Source organism: uncultured Fibrobacter sp., from assembly GCF_900316465.1.
In the GTDB taxonomy this organism is placed as follows: Bacteria; Fibrobacterota; Fibrobacteria; order Fibrobacterales; family Fibrobacteraceae; genus Fibrobacter.
Genome location: NZ_ONDD01000040.1, coordinates 1 through 19238 on the forward strand (window position 1 = coordinate 1; position 19238 = coordinate 19238).

Sequence of the window (19238 nt, forward strand, 5' to 3'; positions counted from 1 at the left end):
GCTTGACGATCTGTTTTTCCCTTTATACCACAGTTTTCTAATCCTGAATTTATAAAGAAAGCGCCATTCCCATTTACATCACTTTGCTGTAAATCAACATCACCTGTCTGTGAATCGAATAAATCGCCTATCCTAAATTCCTTAAACCCACCCTCGTTCCCGGATACTTTAGAACGAGGGTGAGCTATTTTCCCAAGCGTTCATCTCCATTCTTGATTAAATCGCTGATTTGCCAAGCCATATATTCCTTGACAACCTTCTTAAAATCATCTTCAGTGGGTTTAATGTCAATTTTCTTGTGCTGGCTATATGTCCAATCATTCCCTTCGAGTGTTATGTAGTCTTCTACAAAACAGTCTTTGTAGTAGTTTAGATTCTTGTTATCCTTCCCTTTACCGCGAACTACAAGATTTACGAGTTCCGCATAGCGTTCTTTGGCGTTGTCAACATCTTTAAGGTTTACACTTTGACTGGATTTTCGACGATTTTGCCTAGCGTACCCATCATTTGAAAAATCAATGAACTTTACAAGCTTTTCAGTGTCGTGCGGAGTGCCTACATCAAAAACATAAATTGCCGTTTGCACGCTTGATTTGCCAATAAACAAATCGGTGCTCATATGTATGGATGCAATCAAGGTATTTTTGTTCAAAATCTTTTTTGTGTATCCATCACCTTGTGTACTTCCTGCATTCTCTTGAATCAGAACCGCTGCTTTACCGCCCTTCATCTTTGAAAGAGCTTTCTCTACAAAATTCAATCCTTTGCCGGGAGCAGAATAGGGAGGATTCAACAAGAATACATTTGCAGGAAATTCTTTGTCTTTCATTTCGCCTTGTTTATATTTTCCGTCATATTGCGTTGAATCCCCATTGATGATGTTTGACGAACCATCACCCATCAAAATCATATTCAAAACAGCAAGGATGTAAATTTCAGGAAGTTTCTCAATGCCTAAAAGCTTTTCTGCTTTAATCTTTGCGATTTCTTTTCGTAATTCTTCAGGGCTTTTTATTTTGTTTTTTGCATCTGCGATCATCAAATGCATCGCTGAAATTAAGAAACCCGCAGAACCGGTGGCATAATCCCAAACATAACTGTTCATGTTGACTTCTGTAAGTTTTGCCATCAATTCCGTTACGTACCGAGGGGTCAAAACAACATCATTTTCCGCACCATCGGGAACATCGACCCAGTCATTGAGAACATTGAAAAGTCTTCCCGTAAAATCAATATTATGCAAATCAGAAGTGAGATAAGGCAAAATATCTTTATGGAGAATGGCGTAGACTTTCCTGAGCTTGCTTTCGCCATTCTTCGGCGTATAAAGATCCTGATTTTTAAACACATTCGAAAGTTCATGCATTATTGCTTCGCGCTTCTCTTCAGGGAGATTTTTAACGCGTAAGAAGTCCTCTACCTTATCAATGATTTTTTGTGCATCATTAGATTTTTTTCCTAATTCTCCCTTTAATTCTTCAACTTCGAGACCTCCAGAAACACCTTCAACGCCAAGTCCCGCCATGATTAACCCGACAATAAGCATCACTCTTGACTTGACTGTAATGTTTAAATCGTCATGCATTGTTTGGTTGAGACGTTTTAACTTGCTTTCAATTTCATCTTCAAGAGCAAGTTTTCTGCTTTCTATTTCTTCTGGCGTCAATTTAAGCTCATCAATTTTTTTAAAGAATTCCTTCAAGTTTTTCTTTTTTAAAAAACTTAAGTCTGAAAAATCTCCGATTTTCTTGGGTATAGCGAGGTTGTCTTTTGATAAATAGTAAACGCCAATTTCTAGCTGTAATTCGTTGTCTTGCCTATACCCATTCACACCAATGGCAATTGCTTCTTTATATGTTTCAGTGAAATCAAGAATTGATTTCGCATAGTGAACGGCACCATTAACGGCATATTTTGTAACGGCTGTATAATCGGGTTCTCCTTTTTTATTCGTATTAGAAATCAAACCCTTTTCGTCTGTTTTTGCAAAATCACCTTTAGTTCCTTTGCATTCAATCATTACAGGGATGTTTCTGAAACCGACAGATACAAAGCATTTGATATCCGGAAGGTTTTGACCCGCCCCGCCTTTTTTGCTAGGAGCTGTTTTAAGAGCTTCATCGATTTCTGAGTTGATACTTTCTGTTTTGGTAAAGTACTTTTCTAGCTGATTTTTGCACCAATCTTCAACTTGTTCTTCTATGCTCTTTGCCATGACGGTTTCCTTTATTACGAGTTCCGTCTTTATTAAAAGCAAGATTCAAGTCTTTTTCTAAAATAAAAAAGGCGTGGAGTCGCAGTGCTTATCTAGTCTGCGGGCTACCACACCCTTCTACACAATAAGCACAAACGACCCACGCCCCGATAGGGACGTGAGCGTTCGTCTTATCCTCGTGTAGATTGAAAGTGGTAGTTTCAGACTAGAGAATAAGAGACGAATCTCAAAAATTCCGGTCGCTCCGAACCATTCGGTACGGGGCTATGTCAACTGCAATATAGATTATTGGAATGGCAAAAAATGCGAAAAAAATTGAAAACCTTGCTGAACGGGAAAAAAACGTCCATAACGCGACAAGTTCCGTTGCCAAGGGTGCCGTAAACCAGCTGCTGACAATACGAAATTGGGCTATCGGCTGCTATATAGTCGAATATGAGCAAGAGGGGGGCGACCGAGCCAAGTACGGGGCTCGCCTATTGCAGAATTTGGCGGATAAGTTGTCCATCAAGGGACTTGATCGACAGTTGCTGAATGCATGCAGGATTTTTTATGTGAAGTACCCACAGATTTGTGAGACAGCGTCTCACAAATTGCAGGGAATAGACTTTTTGCCCGAAAAAATGCCTTTTATAGAGAAAAAACTCAGGGGCCCAATTTGCGAGTCAGCGTCTCGCAAATTCGAAACGCCGCCAGAACTGCTTGTAACACGACTTTCTTTCTCGCGCGTTAGCAAATTGTTGATTTTGACACAGGTTCACAGAAAAGTACATAGAAAAGTACACAGAAAGTTGATATACTTTGTCAAATCGGCCCTGAAAAATGCCTTGATTGATGAAAAAACCGCAAATGTCCAAGGAAATGTCGGAGAAAATGTCGGAGAAAAGGAACGGGAAATTATTGAAATAATCGCATTGTCTCCGAGCATTTCGGCGAAAAACATAGCGCAAAAAATGGGAATGACTTCAAGACAGGTGGAACGGCTTTTGTCTCAGCTAAAAGCAAAGAGGTTGATTGAACGAGTTGGTCCTGACAAGGGTGGATATTGGAAAGTGAATTGAAAACCTAGTTCTCTTCGTCCAGACAATTCTTGATTTGCTTGCGGATGTATTCCTTGTGCGTGTCGATTCGTTCCAAGTAACGCGGGTTTACTATCGTGTCGCCGTCGCAAATCTGCTTCTTGGCGAGAACATCTACATCTGCATAAGAACGGCTGATATGTACGTCTGCCAAACAGTTGGAATCGCTTTCCGAAAGGTTGTTCTCTGCCGCATTCTTGGCGCTGTCCAAAAGAGCGTCCTTGTCTTTTGTAAAGATTTCTGCCATTTCTGAATAAGTGGCGAAATCATTCTTTTGGCAGAGCGGAGACGGAGGCGGAACGCTGCTGCTGGATTCCGGCTCCGGTTCTGAGCTGGAACTCGATTGAAATTTCTCGGGATACTTTGCTCTATACTCTTCTTCGGTATAGAGAATTTTATCCCCATCAACATAAAAATTGGCGGGATATGTTTGCCCATCGGAACATTTATATACCGCAGTTCCCAAATCTCGATGTGTGCATGTGTTACTAGGCACCCCATAAAGAGGAACATCGTATTCGTCAAGGACTGCTTTTGTTTTGTCTTCGAGGAAATCTAGCTGCTCAAGGGTTCGGGTCTGGTTATTGGCAAGTTGTTCCTTTTTCCATCTTACTGTGGCTTGGTAGTCCTGTCCGTCAAGACATTCAAAAGTGGCTCCGACAAAGTTTTCCCAAGCGCAGTGGATGCTAGGGTCGCTTGCAAGCCTATAGGGCATCGAAGGGTCATAACTGGAACTGGATTCAGTTTCGCTTGAACTCGATAGAGTCTCTTCGGCGGAACTTGAACTTTCGCAAGCGTCGGAACTAGAAACGGCGCCCGAATCAATGTCGTAAACGGGTCTGACTCCATAGAGCGTGTCGGTCTTGATTCCGTCAAGGTCGTCGGGCTTGACGATAGAATCGGGTAGAGTTTCGTTGTTGTCTCCGCCTGTTACAGAAGCGCTTTCGCTATCGCCACCGCAGCTTGCCCAAAAGAATGCGGTCGATGACAACAGGACCTTTTTCCAGTGTTTGCGAATGTTCATAAGTTCTCCTCGATTTTCTATAACAGAAAAATACCCTTTTGCGAGGGTATTTTCTACTAAAAAATGATTTTGTTCTGGATTATTTGTATAAAATCGTGTAAACTAGCGGCTTAAAATGGGGTAGTAGGCGCCTTTGGCGGCCTTCCCCGGAACGTTACGGCCTTTGATGTCTGTGGCGCGGTTTTTGCCTGCCTCATAGCCGCGATTTCCCCGGCTTTCTGCAAAGCGACCCTTCCCGATGGCGGTGCTATTTTCGTCAAGGAGTCCTTCGATGACCGCAGCGCTACCGTCTAGGCTTGCCTTGTAGGGAATAGTAGCGTCTTTCAGAAGCTTGTCGCCGGTGATAGTGACTTCGGGTGATTCGCTGTCGCCGATTTGGATGCCTGCTACAGTAAAGGTTGCTTCTTTGCCGGGCAAGAGTCCCTTGAGAGACTTTTCGCTGCGCACGCCCTTCACGGTTATGTAGGCGTTGTGGTAGAGCGGAGCGATGCCGATATTTTTCACGCGGACAGCTGCTGAAACCTTGTTGACTGCGTAGCCTGTGTTTTCAAACTTGTAGCCTGCATAAGAACTCGCTTCGTACACGCGGTCTTTGGTGGCGTATTGGCCTTCGGGCGCGTCGTTGCCGATTACGTATGTCATGTGGTACTTGGCGGCGGCATCTTCCCAGGTGACGCCGTAAAGGCCTGCAGGGTTCAAGAATTCGTGCTGGTCCTTGTCTTCGTAATAACTGATTTCACCGCCGGCGGGTGATGTTTGCCAGCGATCGGTGCCCATGGTTTGCCAGTTCTTTTCGTTATCGCCGTCACCTTGGGATATGTCGTGTTCCTTGTGCATAAAGGAGTCGTCGAACAGGCCGAATTTGAGCCCGAGCAAGGTTTTGTTGCCTGCGATGGGGGTGTATTCATCGTCTGCGGCGTCAATGGAAATGCTCCAAGGGGTCTCTACGAACAATGTGTCAAGATGCCTTAGGAAATGGCTTTGGTAGTCCTTGGAAGGAAAGTTCGAACCGAGATTGAGCTTGGTGCCGTAAATATGGTATTCGGCCCAGTGTCCGAAACCGGCCTGCACGAATGCAATGCGCGGGTCCTTGTCGTATTTTGCGGCAAAGTCGGCGTAGAATTGCTTGTAGAACCACTGGAGTGCGGTACTACTCCAGTCGGCATAGTAAGTGGGACCGTCGCCGCCCGGGTTTTCGGAGAAGGTTTCCAGGTAATTGCTGTTGGCAGCGAAGTAGCTGGGAACTGCGGTGGCGCCTTTCACGCCCTCGGTGCAGTTGGGGGCATTTTCGATGGTCTCGTTCGGGTATTCAATGCGAAAGCGTACAATGGCTTGGTGTCCACGGCTCTTGATGTCGTCAAGGAGCTTTTCAAAACTGCTCCAGTCGTAGTTAAGCTTGTCGCCGGTCATGCCTGTTACCACGGCGCAGGGGAGGCAATACGAAAATTCGAGCGAGATGGCGCTCTGCAAGTTCTTTTGGCTTTTCGCTTGGTCGGGCCAGAAAACGATTCCCTTCATGGGCTCGAGCGATTCAATGCTCTTGTTTAATGCAACGGAACGGTCCGCCGCGAATGCATTTGCTGCGAGTAAGCCCGTCGCCAAAAACGCAACCGCGCCACTCGCGATTTTTCGATTTTTCACCATACACACTCCGTTTTAAAAACTTCGCCTTTACAAATCTATCGCCTTGAGCGTTTGGAGTCAAGTAAAATTATGGATTTTTTGCCTTGAACGCGGTGGCCGCGAATATCGATTTGCTTGCCGGTTGCGCTATTGGTGCGAATAATGCCGTTGCGGGACTTTTTGATTGCAACGCTGTTGTCGCGGAGTACCACAGCGATGCTGTCGAGAATCGGGTTTCCGGTACCTTCTATATAGTCGTGCGAAACTTCCCACACCATGATGCCTGCGTAGCCGTTTTCCTTGACCCAACGGCTCTTGACTGCAGAAGAGTGCGGGTCCTCGAAGGTGACGTAGCCGGTGGATGATACGCCATAGGGCTCCACGGCGATACTGTCATAGAAATATTCCCAGTCGGTGTTCTTGACAATATCCTTGTAGGCGACTTGCTTTGCGGATCCTTTGGTAAAATCGGTTCCGGGACCTGTGGCACCCTTGAATTCGAAACCGAACGAGGGAATTCCGAAGACCATTTTTTCGGTAGGAACGCCGCGTTTTTTCCAGTAGTCGCGAGTTTCTTCCCACGACCAGGTGGTGTAACCTTCGTGGGGGTAAAGCGGTGAATCGAACATGGCTTTTTCATCCCAGTCGCCGGTCATGTCGTAGGTCATGAACCCGAACCAGTCCAGATTTTTCACGAGGACTTCGGGGGTGAACCATTTGCCGTAATAGGGCGAGCAGGGGAGTGCTGCCGAGAGCGTTTTGCCTTCGGGGAGCGCTTCGCGGAGCTCGGTGAGTAACTTGCTGTAGGCAATCGTGTCTGCTTCGGGCACGGGGTTGTATTCCCATTCCCAGTCCATGTCGAGACCGTCCAGGTTGTGGTCTGCAACGAATTTCACGAGGTTCTTGACGAACTTGCTGCGAAGGGCGTCATCCGATGCAACAGGCGCGAAATTTTCGCTCTGTCCGCCACCGCCGAGCGAAACAATCACCTTGGTGCCCACAGCGTGCGCAAGGGTTACCATGGAATCAAGTGCGCTCGGGTCTTCGGCGGCATCGCCTTTAAGCGAACCGTCCGTATTTGGCGTAATAAAACTCCACAGAACATGCGTGAGCTTTTCATAGGGCACTTTGTCTACCGTGTAGGCGGGCTTGTGCCATTTTCCCCAATCGGGGTAGTAGCCAATGAATAGGGGCTTGGCCCATGAGGCGCAAATTCCGAAAGTGATAAAAAATGCAATCCAGAGCTTGTTGCTTCTCATAGGCTCTCCTAATGAATAATCGTCTATCCGTCTTTAAAATAATATTTTTTTGTGATTTTAGTCTAGTTAGGAGTGTTTCGTATTAGGATTCGTTACGCTGTAATCTAGGATTTAAACGCTAAGTTTCTATATTTACATTCGATGAAATTACCTGTCGTATGTATAGTTGGACGCCCGAACGTGGGCAAGTCTTCTCTTTTTAACCGAATCTTGGGGCGTCGTGCCGCAGTCGTTTCTGACCGCGACGGCGTGACCCGCGATAGGCATTACCAGACGGCCAATTACAAGGGCCATGAATTTACGGTGGTCGATACCGGTGGATTCTTGCCGGACGATTCCATCGATGTGCTCGCCGATAGCGTGCGCACCCAGATTTTTAACGCCGTCGAAGAGGCTGACTTGGTGCTCTTCATGGTCGATGTCCGCGTGGGCATTACCAAGCTCGACGAACAGTTTGCCCGCATGATTCGCAAACTCGACAAGAAGGTGATTCTTGTGGCGAACAAGAGCGAAAACGGTGTCGACCGTCAGGAAAGCTACGAGTTCCTCAAGCTTGGCTTTGGCCTCCCGCGTACCATCAGTGCGCTCACGGGCTATGCTTGCCTTTCGCTCATGGACGAAGTGGTTGCGGTGCTCCCGACGCCGGTGCGTGGTGAACGTCGCGAAGAACGCCCGATTCGCTTTGCCATTCTCGGCCGCCCCAATGCAGGCAAGAGCACTCTCTTGAACCGCTTGCTGAACGAAGACCGCGCCGTGGTGTCCGATATTCCGGGTACAACGCGCGATTCCATTGACTGCGACTTTGCGGTCGATGGCGTCAAGTTCGTGGTGACTGATACGGCGGGCCTGCGCAAGAAGGCGAAGGTCGAAGACGAAGTTGAAATTTTCAGCAACATGCGTACCCTCGAAAGTATCCGTCGATCCGACGTGTCGGTACTCATGGTGGACTGCACTCGCGGTCTCGAAGTCCAGGATTTCCGCATTATTACCGAAATCCGCAAGGCGGGCAAGGGCTTGGTGCTAGTGCTCAACAAGTGGGACATTTTCCCGGACAAGACCGAAAAGTCCTTTGACCACATGGTCAAGGAAATGCTCGAACGCGAGCCGATGCTTGAATACGTGCCGATTATTTCGGCGAGCGCCAAGGAAGGCCAGCGTGTAAACCGCATTGTGCAGGCTATTCAGACGGTGTATGCCAACTGCCGTCGCGTCCTTGGCCGCGACCGTGTGGCAACCGCCTTTGCAAGCTTCTTGGAAAAGAATCCGGTGCCGAGCCAGAACGCCCGCGTGGTGCAACTGACTCGCGCTTGCCAGATCATGGTGGAACCTCCCGTGATTGCGATCGAAACTCGCACGCCGGAACTGGTGGCCGATTCTTACAAGCGTTACTTGCTCAAACAGTTTTACGAAGAATTCCAGCTGCAGGGCGCACCCCTCCGCTTGAACTTCGACCAGAAATTAACCCTTAGAAAGGATGAAGATCTTGAACAGTTTACTGAGTCTTCCAATAGCGTACTTGCTGGGGTCAATCCCCAGCGCGATCTGGATCGCAAAAATCGCAAAGGGAAAGTCGTTCGACATTAGAGATTACGGCTCCAAGAATGCGGGCCTCACCAATACATTCCGCGTGCTCGGCTGGAAACCCGCGCTCCCGGTAGTGTTCATGGACTTGATCAAGGGTATCCTTGGTCCGTGGATTGCTATTAAGATGTGCGATGCTCAGGTGGCCGCCGGTGGCGCAGACTACTCCCATTGGGTACCGCTTGTTGCAGGCCTTTTGGTGATTCTGGGACACAGCTTTACTTGCTTTGCCGGTTTCCGCGGCGGTAAGGGCGTGCTCGCCGCTTTGGGCGTGTTCTTGGCCCTTTGCCCGATTACGGCGCTTAGCGCTTTTGGTGTTTGGATTATCCTTACTTTTTCGACCAAGTATGTGTCTGTGGGTAGCATTGGCGCCTGCGTGGCGCTTGGTGTGTTTGCGGTAATGGGCTACCTCAAGTTGCCGTTCCCGCCTGACGACATTAACCTTGGCCTGATGATTACGTGCCTTATTGTGGCTGTTTTCGTGATTGTGAAGCACAAATCCAACATTAAGCGCCTTATGAACGGCACTGAAAACGGTTTTGGCAGCAAACGCAAGACTCCCAAGGCGTAATTATTGTAGATTATAGGAAAAAGTGATAGGCGAGGATTTATTATGAAGGTTACAGTTTTAGGAACTGGTGGTTGGGGCTTGTCCCTTGGCCAGGTGGTGTACGAAAACAAGAACGATGTGATGTTCTGGACCAATTCCCAGGCCGAAGTGGACCTGCTTTCGACAGAACACCAGTACAAGGATAAACTCCCTGGCGTTATTTTCCCGGCTGATTTTAAGTATACGACTGATATGAACGCAGCCCTCGAAGGTTGCGAAATGGTTTTGATTGTGGTGCCGAGCCAGTTTATGGGCGGTGTCGCAAAGAATCTTGGCAAGTGGACTCCGGCCAAGGGTAAGGAACCGGTTGTGGTTTGCGCTACGAAGGGTATTCTCGAAGGCACGAACCAGCTCATGAGCGAAGTCTTGCTCGAAAACGTTCCTTGGCTCACCGAAGACAAGATGGTTGCTTTCAGCGGTCCGTCTCATGCCGAAGAAGTCAGTCGCCACATTCTGACAGCCATTGTCTCTGCTTGCGTGAACGAAGAATCCGCCAAGCTCGTGCAGAAGACCATGAGCTGCTCTTATCTGCGCGTTTACACCTCCACTGACATTGTGGGCGTAGAACTTTGCGGTTCCGTGAAGAACGTGATTGCCATTGCATCCGGCGTGCTCTACGGCCTCGAAGCCGGTGGCAAGTACAAGATTGGCGACAACACTCGTGCTGCCATTCTCACTCGCGGTCAGGCAGAAATGTGCCGCCTCGGTAAGGCCCTCGGCGCAAAGCCCGAAACGTTTGCTGGCCTTGCTGGCATGGGCGACTTGATTGTGACTTGCCTTTCTCAGCATAGCCGTAACCGCTATGTGGGCGAACACATCGGTAAGGGCGAAACCATCGAACAGGTCCTCGGCGGCATGAAGATGGTGGCCGAAGGCGTTCCGACTTGCAAGAGCACCAAGGCTCTCGCCGACAAGCTCGGTGTCGAAATGCCGATCGTGAATGCCGTTCACGCCCTCCTTTTCGAAGGCAAGAACGTGGACGATGTCATCAAGGAAATGTGGGGTCGCGAACTCAAGACGGAAGTCTGGGAGTAATCTAGAATCTCACTGTAATTCCTAAGTGGGTCGCAAATCCGTTACGGAATGCGGCCCCTTTTTCTGTTTCAAGGTCGCCGGATTTTTTCTTGGATTCCTGCTGCTCGCTGGATTTCTTGGAATCAGAAGAGCCTCCTTTACCGGAGCCTCCCTGACCTGAATTGCTGTTGCCGGAATCGGCCTTATCGTCGGGCAAGAATTCCTTGTAGCTGATGTACACCGGAATCAATTGCGCAATGCCGTAATCCAGGGCTATCGAGATTCTTCCTTCGCGGCGAAGCTCTAACCCGAGTGATGCGACACCACCTGCGCTCTTGAGTTCTCGCGTGTAGATTTCGTGCTGTTCGTTGTAAGTCACCAAGATTAGTGTCTCGATTTTCTTGTCAATATCAAGGGTGCCGCTAGCGTAATAAGCTTCGATTCCTGCATTGGGGTTGATGGAATACTTTTTCCCGAAATGCCACTGGTAAAAAGCCCCGCCGAAGATTCCGCTTGCGTCAAGGTCGGCGTTAATCCGGAACAGCTTCTGTAAAAAGCTAAACGACAGCGATTTCAAGACCGAGGTGGGGAGCGCCCTATTGGGTGCAAGCGATTCGTAAAAGCGGTCTTCGTTGGCGCTTAGTTTGCCTGTAAGGAGGGCGTAATTCAAGTTCGTATTCAGACTGCCGTACTGCCATCCAGCCTGAATCAAGTGTAGCCTTGCTTCAACCGGAAGGTACATAAAGCGTTTGCGGCTTTCTTCTTGCTGAAAAATCCCGTACAGGCGAGCGTTGGCATCGGCAAAAGAATAACCGAGTTGCAAATGATTCTTGCCGAGGGTTGTTCCGTATTCCCCATGCACTAAAAGAACGTTAATCGAATCTCTGACATAGTATTCTTTGTGCGGGTTTCTAGGCGATGACTGCAGGTAAGTTCCCGATACTCCAAAATGGTGAATTCCCGGATTGAATTCTGCCGATAGGTTGCGGTAGAACAGGTGTGATTCCCAACTTACTGAAATTTCGGGAACGATACTGCTGTAGTCTTCCGAGAACCACGTGATGTTTCCTAAATCAATGACTCCGCGGCCAATACTTGTTCCGACGCGAAACAGCGAGTCGGAACGGTGTACGGCAAGTGTTGATTTGATAAAGGGCAAACTGCTGACATCGACACCGAGGGTGATGTACTTGAATCTGCTTTCAAAGCCGACGCTTGCAATATCTAGACTGTTGAGACCCTTGGCGTCCCAATGGTCTTTCTTTTCGCTATAGCGTCCTTGATAGGTGATATGGCGCAGGTCTCCGTAGACTTTCAGGTTTTCGGCTTCAAAGGAATCGTGGACGCCGCATTGCCTTGCCGAAAATTGCTTGTCGCTCATGTGCAACAAGAATAATCCGCTGCAATCGGCGAACCCTGCATTACTGAAAGAATGGGCCGCAATGTTTGCGACCCCAATTAAAAACAGTATTTTAACTGAAAACTTCACGGATTGTTTTAGTCAACGAATTCCCAGACGTCTTCATCGTAGTCATCATCATCTTCTTCTGTTTCGGTAATGATGACATTCCAGAACTTTTCAGCCGTCATGCCGGGGAACACTCCACCAAAAGTAAAGTCCGGGAAGTAGATGAGTTTGCTCAATTCGCGGGCGGTGTAGTCCTTGATGACATTGCCTTCAAGGTAGCCGTTGTCGAGGCCTTGCAGAGAAATGGTCTTTTTGCCGCTGGCGTCGGTGAAATAGAAGTAGTTTTCGGACTGGTACTGGTAAGCCGTCGCGAACTTAGAAACTCCGTTTTCAACCTTGCAGACATCGGAACTCAGCTTTACTGGCGAAGGAACAAATTCTAGATCGTTGCTTCTGTAAGAGCGTTCAGAAATGGCGAAGGATACAGTACAGTTGCTGATGGTAGTTGCGTAGCAGTTATAGTAGTAGTCGTTTGCATCTTCGATGTCCATGCAAACTTCGGGTACTGCCGGAATGTCTTCGTCGTACCAGGAATAACGGGTGCTTACCCAAGCGTAGAAGTCCTTGAGAGCCATGGTCTTTGAAAGTTCACTCTTGATTGCAACACCGAGTTCATGTTCTGCGTAAGACTTGTAGGTCAAAACGTTTGCCCAACCATAACCCTGGTCCGGCTTGAACCATACAGAGGGGTCGTTGACATGGTGGTACGGCAGATATTCCTGGAAACCGTCGGTGATTTCGAAGAACTTCGCAATATTGATGGTAACCTTGGAACCTTGCGGCAGTGTGACTTCGACGCCGGTGCGGAGTCCCTGGCGGTAGTATTCGAGGGAGTCAATTGCCTTCTGGAAATCCTTGACGCTTACGTCAGACATTTCGCCATCGCCTACAATGTAGGGGTCGTTCATCTGGGTCGTGGTGCCGAGCTTGGATTCGTCGATACCGTATTGCAGGCCGAGTTCCACGTAAGAAATGGCGCTGTCCAGCAAGTTCGGAATGTTCTTGTAGCTAGGCTTCCAGTTGTCGTAAATGGTCGTGAAAGAGCTCTTCTTGCTCAAGAGGCTTTCGACTTGACGCATGGTGACCTTGGAGGTTTCGTATTCGCTGTATTCCTCCAAGTCATTCATCCAGTCGTAGTTGCCGTTTTCCGAGAAATCGATGTTCATGCTGGCGCCGAGCGTAAGGGCTGCCTTTGCAACAAACAGGCCTGCAAGTGCCGGAGCAAATTCGCCACGGTCCAGTTCAAAGGTGCGGTCCTTGTAAGTGTACTTGCAAGTAAAGTCCTTGTTGTTGACAATGTTTCGCATGTAGATGATTGCAGAATCCAAGGAGGGGATTGCCTCTGCCATGGCGGTTTGGGCGACACTTGTAAGGAGCTTGCCGTCGGCGGTAATGAGGAGCCTGTTGTAATCCTTGACATTCATGTCGACAAGGTCGTTCTTGTTGCTCACGGTGTCGATGAAACCCTTGATTTCCTTGTTATTCACGAGGTCGGTCACGATTCCGAGGGCGTAGCCGAGCTGGGCTTCGCAGCTGGTGGGGTATTTGTCGAGAACGGCTTTGAAGGTGGACTTGGTCTGGGCGCTAATCACCTGTGCATTATGGAAATCACCTTCACCCAAATCCTGCAGAATGTCTACGATGCTTGCCTTTGCCGATTCAAGCTGGGCCTGGGCGTCGGCATCGTTCAATTCATGGCAACCGGAAACATTGAAACTAGGGGTGTCGGGAGTATCTGCTGCCGGGCTAGAGGGCTTGTCGTCGTTAGAACCACTGCTGCCGCAGCCAGCCAAAAGGGACATGGCGCCAAATGCGCAGACAAAAAGTTTATTTGAAAATCCCATGAATGTGTTCCTCCATTTTGTTTATTCAATAAGATAATAAAAAAAACAGAAGATGTAAAGAAATTTTAATGGTTTTCGGGCAAAGTGTTGTTTTTTGCAGACAAAAGTACAACAGCACCCTGTATGGCCTGGAAAAGTAGCGGAATATAGCCCAAAAGTCCAGCCGATAGCACGATCGGGGCTGGAATCCCGAGAATTCCAGTAAATAGGGCGACTTGCACGCCCTCGCGGACGCCGATCCCGTTCAACGAAATCGGGAGCATCGAAATGACTATAGTAATGCTAGTGAAAACAACAAGAATACTGATGTCAATCATTTGCCCTACGGCTCTAAAGTAGGCGTAGGCCATAAAAAGGGTCAAAAGCTGCAGCCACAGGGAATCCAAAGACGAAAGGAAAACCTGTTTTTTGTATTGTCTATATATAGACAGGCTCTTCTGCATTTTAGGAATAAAAGTAAGTTTGTTCAAAATGACTGCCGGAACAGGTACTTTGTCCGAAAACAGGCAAAGAATCACAAATACTACGCAAACCAGCATCGCTATAATCATAACCAGGGTGTAGGCGAACGGGACCTCGATTTTGCTTAAAGCGAAGGGGAGGGCTATAAAGAAGCACAGGAACATGGCCAGCAACCCCTGGATTCGCGACAGGAGCACCGCCGAAATCGATTGGCTCGTCTGGTTGAATTTTTTGCCGAAGGCGAGCGATTTGACAGCATCGCCCCCGAAACCCGTAGGCAACAGGTTGTTGAAAAAATAACCCATGGCGGTGTAGGCGTAGTAAGTCTTGAACGGAATTTCGGGTCCTTGTACCGAAAGACCTTTCCAGCGGTTCGCCTGGATTAGCATAATCAGGTTTGCGGCGACAAGCATCAAAAGGATCCAAGGAGTCATCGAAAGGCTCCAATTGTCTACGACGCTTGAAAATGGCACCTTATAAAAGATATAGGCGAATCCACCCACGCTTACAATAAGCTGGAATATCCGCTTTGCAAGGAGCTTGGTAGCTGTTTTATCGGTTGCCATTGAGCACAATAATAGTATTTTTGATAAAAAAAATTATATTTGCCCAAAAAAAGAGGTTTTATGTACCCGAATAAAATTCGTTACGACATTGCCATGCTTGTTCCGAAAGATGCCAAGAGTGTTCTGGAAATAGGTGCCGGCTCTGGCAAGAACTGCGTGATTTATCCGAAGGATTCCTACAAGGTTGCTATCGAACCTGAAAACCGTACTGATTGCCAGACGGCGGAAAATTTCCCGGGCGGATTCAACGAATACCACCACGTGCTTTATGAAGACTATAAAGAAGACCGCAAGTTTGACCTGATAGTCATGTGCGACGTGCTGGAACATGTGAACGATCCGGTGGACCTCATTAATTTCTGCAAGCAGCATTTGACCCCGGAAGGCCATATCCTTCTTTCGCTCCCCAATTTTATCTGCGTTGAAAACATCCTCAAGATTGTCTTGACCAGGGATTTCCGCTATGTCAAGGTGGACCAGGGTGAACGTGCACTCGGCGTTCTTGATATCAACCACAAGACTTTCTGGACCAAAAAGAGCTTTATCCGCTTCGCCAAGGAAAACGGTCTCGAGGTGGAACGCATCGTGGGTATCCGAAAACAGCTCAAATTTATGCCCAATATCCTGGCTCATTTAAGTTATATCCCGTTCCAGTACGGATTTTTGACCAAAATTAAGAAGTAGTTTACAAAGCCACTTGTTTTCCAAGTTCGAAAATATTATTTTCTTACGAAGAATGTTTGCCCAGAATAAAGGGGTGAAGGAGACAAAAATGAAAAAATGGTATGCAATCCCCGCAGTCGCCTCCATGGCGATGATCGGAATGTTCGGTTGCTCCTCTGAATCGTCGTCGTCTTCGTTGACGGGTTCTGTGAGTGAAGAACAGAACGTAATCCGCGTGAATATCGCAGATGCCCAGACGCACCTCGCCAAGTACAGGCGTTCTGTTGTGGAATCCTGGGATCTTTCCGATTCTACCGCCGATTCTTCGAAGACTGTGTCTGTCGATGTGGATTCGACTCTGCGAAACGACAATTTTGCGGTCGATGCAGATGTGCAGGTCGAAGACGATTCTACATATACTGTTGCTTCTGCCGGCGTCGATGGCGACGGTGCCGCCTGGATGATTCAGGTTGAAGGTGGCGCTATCGTGTATTCTTGGCGCAACCATGGCAACGGCGAATGGCACAAGTTCAAGACCGACAAGCATATCGAAAAGAAGTCTCTTGCCAACGTGCGTATGGAACGCGCCGGTAAGATTGTCGTGTTCTGGGTCAACGGTCAGATTATTGCCGCCTTCAAGGACGATTCCGGTGTGGTGGTCCAGGTGAGCGGCAAGCTTACGATTGGCTTTGATATCCTTGTTCCGGGCCAGTGCCACTGCAACAACGGCTCTGTGGAACAGATTGGTGTCGAAAATGTCGACGAAATCAAGGACACTCCGGTGGATTCAGTCCAGGTTATCGATACCTTGCAGACTGTGGTCGACACGATCGATCTTACCAAGGACACCGTGGTAACCGAATGGATTGCCGAATGGGATTTCAATGATCCTGCAAATGTCGGACTTGATGTGACTGGTCACGGACATAATGCAACTGCTGGCGAAGGCTCTGTTGCTTCGGATTCCGGCATTGCACGCTTCGATGGCGAATCGGGTCTTAAGGTGTCTCTCGAAAATGACATCAAGATCAACGAATTCGTGGTCGAAGCCCGCGTGAAGCCCACCCAGTTCGGTACCATGCAGAATATTATTGTGGCCGAGCCTCCTGGACGTGGTGTTGACGGCTGGATTATCCGCGTTGACAATGGCGTGCTTACGGTCCATCTCCGCGACACCGAAAAGGATTACGACGATTGGAACGTTTTCCCGGGCAAGGAAATGACTCTCAATGAATGGTGTGACATCCGCTTGGAACGTAGCGCTGACAGTGTCAAGTTGTTCCAGGATGGCGAAGTGACGGTTGCCGTTGCCTATACGGGTGACCTGACTCAAATGGCCTACGACTGGAGTATCGGTTACGATGGCATGCAGCAGGCATTCCATGATCGCTACTTCGTCGGTGAAATGGATTATATCCGCTTCGGTGTGTTCAAGGGCTTTACCGAAGGTGCGGTGGTGACCAAGAATGAATGGCTGCTTGCTGCCTGGGAATTCAACGAACCGAAGTTTGTCGGCCTTGATCGCATGGCAAACAATTCTACGAAGGTTGCTGTTGGTAATCCGGTCGTTGCCGATACCACGCTTGTCCTCGATGGTAAATCCGGCTTGCCGATTGACCTCTCGAGAGTGTTCATGCGCAATACCTTCGCTGTCACCGCTCGCGTCAAGCCGACTGAATTTGGCGAAATGCAGAACATCATCGCTGCCGAGCCTCCTGGACGCTACGGCGACGGTTGGATTATCCGCGTCGACAATGGCGTTCTTACGGTTCATTTCCGCGATGCCGAAACGGATGGCACGGAATGGAATGTCCTCAAGGGTAAGGAACTTGCTCTTGGCGAATGGAACGATATCCGCGTGGAACGTACCGCCGACTCCGTGTTTGTTTACCAGAACGGTCAGCGCACCGCTTGGGCAGGCGCCACGGGCGATGTGTCTCAGCTGGGCTACGATATCGGCATCGCGTATGATGCTGTAAATCAGGCAAAGCACAATCGCTTCTTTAACGGCGAAATCGATTACATCCGCTACTTCGGTCTGTAATACTCGCTGACTAGTTTAAACTATATTTGAAGGGACCTGCGGGTCCCTTTCTTATTTTAGGTGATTATGAAAATAGATGTCGGTATTATCAATTATAACGGTGGCTCTGAACTTTCGGAGTGTGTCAAGAGCTTGCTTGCACAATCGGAACAAGTGCGAGTCCTTGTTTATGACAACGCCTCTGCCGACAATTCTATCCAGCTTTTGAAAGAACAGGGACTTGATTGCAAGGTAATCGAAAGCCCCAAGAACTTGGGCTATGCGGGCGCCTGTAACGGGCTTCTCGAAAATATGGATGCCGATATCCAGGTGCTTTGCAACATGGACCTGGAATTTGACCCGACTTGGGCCGAAAATCTTTTGAAGTGTTTTAATCGTCACCCTGAAGCAGGTTCCATTGCAAGTCTCGTGATGGAAAAGTGCGGTGTGGTGAATGCCGTGGGTGTGCAATTTGGCCCGGACTTGTTTGCCAAAAACGAAGCGAGCGGCTTGAATATCGCCGATGCCGATGTACGCGAAAAAGAAGTCTTTGGCTGCTACGGCGCCGTGATGAGTTTCCGAAAGGCCGCTGCAAAGGCCGCGGGCAGAATGGATGCCAGTTTCTTCTTGTTCTTCGAAGAAACGGAATGGTATTTCCGCCATAATCTTGCCGGTTACAAGACTATCTTTTGCCCCGAGGCCAAAGTCTATCACGAACGTTCCATGACCACGGTTCGCTACTCGCCACGCAAGTTATTTTATTCGGAACGCAACCGCTTGCGGACGGCTGTTCGCCTGCTTTCGGTAGGCGATATTTTAAAGCTTCCGGTTCGCGGTTTCGTGCGTTACCTGAATATGGCCAAGGGGGGAGTTCCCGGACAGTCCGGCGATGGCAAAAAGCTTTCGAAAATTGCCATTTGTGGCGCCTTGGCAAAGGCTTGGTTGCAGGCTTTGGCTAAGCTTCCGGCAGAACTTTCTACCCGCCGTCGTTATCAAAAGAAATTCGGTAACGTCAGTGCTAAAGTCCGCGAAATTTTGGCCTTGTATCCGATTGCCGAATAAGAACTTTCTAAATTGCGGGTATGGCCTTTGTTCACCTGCAAGTTCATTCTGAATTTTCTGTTTTACAGTCTTCCGCCCGTCTAGACGGCATTTTGGCTGCTGCAGCCGAAGAAAACGCACCTGCGGTCGCGCTTACTGACCATGGCGCGATGTTCGGTATTCTAGAAATTCAGACTCGCGGCAAAGACATGAACAAGGCCCGCAAAGAAAAGGGCCTCCCGCCGGTAAAGACGATTTACGGCTGCCATATTTATGTGGACACTTCCAGCGCAAACCAGAAAGATCCGATCACGTTTGAACGGTTGACTCTCTTGGTCGAAAATGAGAAGGGGTACTATAACCTGCTCCGCATTGTGAGTTATCGCTACGAAGACGGTGACCGCTGGGCAGAAATTCCATCGGTACCGCTGTCGGTTATCGAAGAGCATAAAGAAGGCATTATCGCCATCGCAGGCGATTTCTTTAGCAAGTACGGCCAGAGCGTAGCGTCGGGGCGCAATAGCGTTGCCCGCGAATACATGGAAGCCCTCGACAAGATTTTTGACCACGACCATCTGTACATTTCGGTGTGCGATAACGGGGTGCCTCAGCAAAAGTTGCTGAACGATTTTAACGTCCAGCTTGCTGGCGAGTTGGGTCGTGAAATTGTAGCGGTAGCAGACGTTCACTACATTAAGGCCGAAGATGCCGAAGCGCATAAGGTCTTGCGCTGCATTTCGCTTAAAGAAACGCTGAACGGCTTTGA

15 protein-coding genes are annotated in these 19238 nt (G+C 48.6%); 8 read left to right on the forward strand and 7 right to left on the reverse strand.

Translation table 11 applies throughout. From position 1 onward, the window contains the following. Window positions 1–184: 184 nt before the first annotated feature. Complete coding sequence (locus QZN53_RS11900) at window positions 185–2215, reverse strand: N-6 DNA methylase (protein ID WP_163439153.1); 2031 nt, start codon at window positions 2213–2215, stop codon at window positions 185–187. Window positions 2216–2508: 293 nt separating this feature from the next. On the opposite strand from QZN53_RS11900, the gene QZN53_RS11905 reads away from it, so the two are divergent. Then, window positions 2509–3276 (forward strand): DUF1016 N-terminal domain-containing protein, encoded by a 768-nt coding sequence (locus QZN53_RS11905; RefSeq protein ID WP_163439154.1) that lies wholly within the window; start codon window positions 2509–2511, stop codon window positions 3274–3276. Window positions 3277–3280: 4 nt separating this feature from the next. Here QZN53_RS11905 and QZN53_RS11910 read toward each other — a convergent pair whose 3' ends face one another. The 3 genes from QZN53_RS11910 to QZN53_RS11920 all read right to left on the reverse strand — a co-directional run bounded on the left by QZN53_RS11910 (window position 3281) and on the right by QZN53_RS11920 (window position 7200). After that, window positions 3281–4318 carry a hypothetical protein gene (locus QZN53_RS11910; protein ID WP_163439155.1) on the reverse strand — a complete coding sequence of 346 codons (1038 nt, stop codon included), beginning with the start codon at window positions 4316–4318 and terminating at the stop codon, window positions 3281–3283. A gap of 102 nt (window positions 4319–4420) precedes the next feature. Further along, the gene (locus QZN53_RS11915) at window positions 4421–5962 is read right to left on the reverse strand and encodes a DUF4832 domain-containing protein (protein ID WP_163439156.1); all 1542 of its coding nucleotides are present in this window, start codon (window positions 5960–5962) and stop codon (window positions 4421–4423) included. Window positions 5963–5997: 35 nt separating this feature from the next. After that, window positions 5998–7200 carry a glycoside hydrolase family 18 protein gene (locus tag QZN53_RS11920; RefSeq protein WP_294653307.1) on the reverse strand — a complete coding sequence of 401 codons (1203 nt, stop codon included), beginning with the start codon at window positions 7198–7200 and terminating at the stop codon, window positions 5998–6000. Between the two features lie 141 nt (window positions 7201–7341). On the opposite strand from QZN53_RS11920, the gene der reads away from it, so the two are divergent. From der to QZN53_RS11935, 3 genes are read left to right on the forward strand one after another with little or no spacing between them, the layout of a single operon-like run. Next, window positions 7342–8784, forward strand: coding sequence for a ribosome biogenesis GTPase Der (der, locus tag QZN53_RS11925; RefSeq protein ID WP_163439157.1), 1443 nt, complete (start codon window positions 7342–7344; stop codon window positions 8782–8784). Beyond that, window positions 8717–9352 (forward strand): glycerol-3-phosphate 1-O-acyltransferase PlsY, encoded by a 636-nt coding sequence (gene plsY, locus QZN53_RS11930; RefSeq protein WP_163439158.1) that lies wholly within the window; start codon window positions 8717–8719, stop codon window positions 9350–9352. The genes der and plsY overlap by 68 nt, the downstream gene beginning before the upstream one ends. Before the next feature lie 42 nt (window positions 9353–9394). Next, window positions 9395–10426: an NAD(P)H-dependent glycerol-3-phosphate dehydrogenase gene (locus QZN53_RS11935; protein WP_163439159.1), complete on the forward strand. Its 1032-nt coding sequence runs from the start codon at window positions 9395–9397 to the stop codon at window positions 10424–10426. A 1-nt stretch (window position 10427) separates the two neighbouring features. Here the strand turns inward: QZN53_RS11935 and QZN53_RS11940 are convergent, their stop codons facing one another. The 3 genes from QZN53_RS11940 to QZN53_RS11950 form a co-directional block, all read right to left on the reverse strand. After that, window positions 10428–11786, reverse strand: a complete 1359-nt coding sequence (locus tag QZN53_RS11940) for a hypothetical protein (RefSeq protein ID WP_163439160.1) — start codon at window positions 11784–11786, stop codon at window positions 10428–10430. A gap of 116 nt (window positions 11787–11902) precedes the next feature. Then, entirely contained in the window at window positions 11903–13717 is a 1815-nt protein-coding gene (locus QZN53_RS11945) for a hypothetical protein (protein ID WP_163439161.1), read from the reverse strand. A 65-nt stretch (window positions 13718–13782) separates the two neighbouring features. Next, window positions 13783–14745 carry a lysylphosphatidylglycerol synthase transmembrane domain-containing protein gene (locus QZN53_RS11950; protein ID WP_163439162.1) on the reverse strand — a complete coding sequence of 321 codons (963 nt, stop codon included), beginning with the start codon at window positions 14743–14745 and terminating at the stop codon, window positions 13783–13785. Between the two features lie 60 nt (window positions 14746–14805). Here QZN53_RS11950 and QZN53_RS11955 point away from each other — a divergent pair, with 60 nt between their 5' ends. From QZN53_RS11955 to QZN53_RS11970, 4 genes are all read left to right on the forward strand, one after another. After that, window positions 14806–15429 carry a class I SAM-dependent methyltransferase gene (locus QZN53_RS11955; protein WP_073318171.1) on the forward strand — a complete coding sequence of 208 codons (624 nt, stop codon included), beginning with the start codon at window positions 14806–14808 and terminating at the stop codon, window positions 15427–15429. An 88-nt stretch (window positions 15430–15517) separates the two neighbouring features. Continuing rightward, window positions 15518–17452 (forward strand): LamG-like jellyroll fold domain-containing protein, encoded by a 1935-nt coding sequence (locus tag QZN53_RS11960; protein WP_294653321.1) that lies wholly within the window; start codon window positions 15518–15520, stop codon window positions 17450–17452. Between the two features lie 66 nt (window positions 17453–17518). Next, entirely contained in the window at window positions 17519–18493 is a 975-nt protein-coding gene (locus QZN53_RS11965; RefSeq protein WP_163439164.1) for a glycosyltransferase family 2 protein, read from the forward strand. Between the two features lie 20 nt (window positions 18494–18513). Then, window positions 18514–19238, forward strand: a 725-nt coding sequence (locus tag QZN53_RS11970) for a PHP domain-containing protein (protein ID WP_163439165.1), incomplete at its 3' end; no start/stop codon positions are given.

Coding starts and splice junctions, on each gene's coding strand:
- QZN53_RS11900 (WP_163439153.1), bottom strand. CDS start 2,215: ATGGCAAAGAGCATAGAAGAACAAGTTGAAGATTGGTGCAAAAATCAG.
- QZN53_RS11905 (WP_163439154.1), top strand. CDS start 2,509: ATGGCAAAAAATGCGAAAAAAATTGAAAACCTTGCTGAACGGGAAAAA.
- QZN53_RS11910 (WP_163439155.1), bottom strand. CDS start 4,318: ATGAACATTCGCAAACACTGGAAAAAGGTCCTGTTGTCATCGACCGCA.
- QZN53_RS11915 (WP_163439156.1), bottom strand. CDS start 5,962: ATGGTGAAAAATCGAAAAATCGCGAGTGGCGCGGTTGCGTTTTTGGCG.
- QZN53_RS11920 (WP_294653307.1), bottom strand. CDS start 7,200: ATGAGAAGCAACAAGCTCTGGATTGCATTTTTTATCACTTTCGGAATT.
- der (WP_163439157.1), top strand. CDS start 7,342: ATGAAATTACCTGTCGTATGTATAGTTGGACGCCCGAACGTGGGCAAG.
- QZN53_RS11935 (WP_163439159.1), top strand. CDS start 9,395: ATGAAGGTTACAGTTTTAGGAACTGGTGGTTGGGGCTTGTCCCTTGGC.
- QZN53_RS11940 (WP_163439160.1), bottom strand. CDS start 11,786: ATGAGCGACAAGCAATTTTCGGCAAGGCAATGCGGCGTCCACGATTCC.
- QZN53_RS11945 (WP_163439161.1), bottom strand. CDS start 13,717: ATGGGATTTTCAAATAAACTTTTTGTCTGCGCATTTGGCGCCATGTCC.
- QZN53_RS11950 (WP_163439162.1), bottom strand. CDS start 14,745: ATGGCAACCGATAAAACAGCTACCAAGCTCCTTGCAAAGCGGATATTC.
- QZN53_RS11955 (WP_073318171.1), top strand. CDS start 14,806: ATGTACCCGAATAAAATTCGTTACGACATTGCCATGCTTGTTCCGAAA.
- QZN53_RS11960 (WP_294653321.1), top strand. CDS start 15,518: ATGAAAAAATGGTATGCAATCCCCGCAGTCGCCTCCATGGCGATGATC.
- QZN53_RS11965 (WP_163439164.1), top strand. CDS start 17,519: ATGAAAATAGATGTCGGTATTATCAATTATAACGGTGGCTCTGAACTT.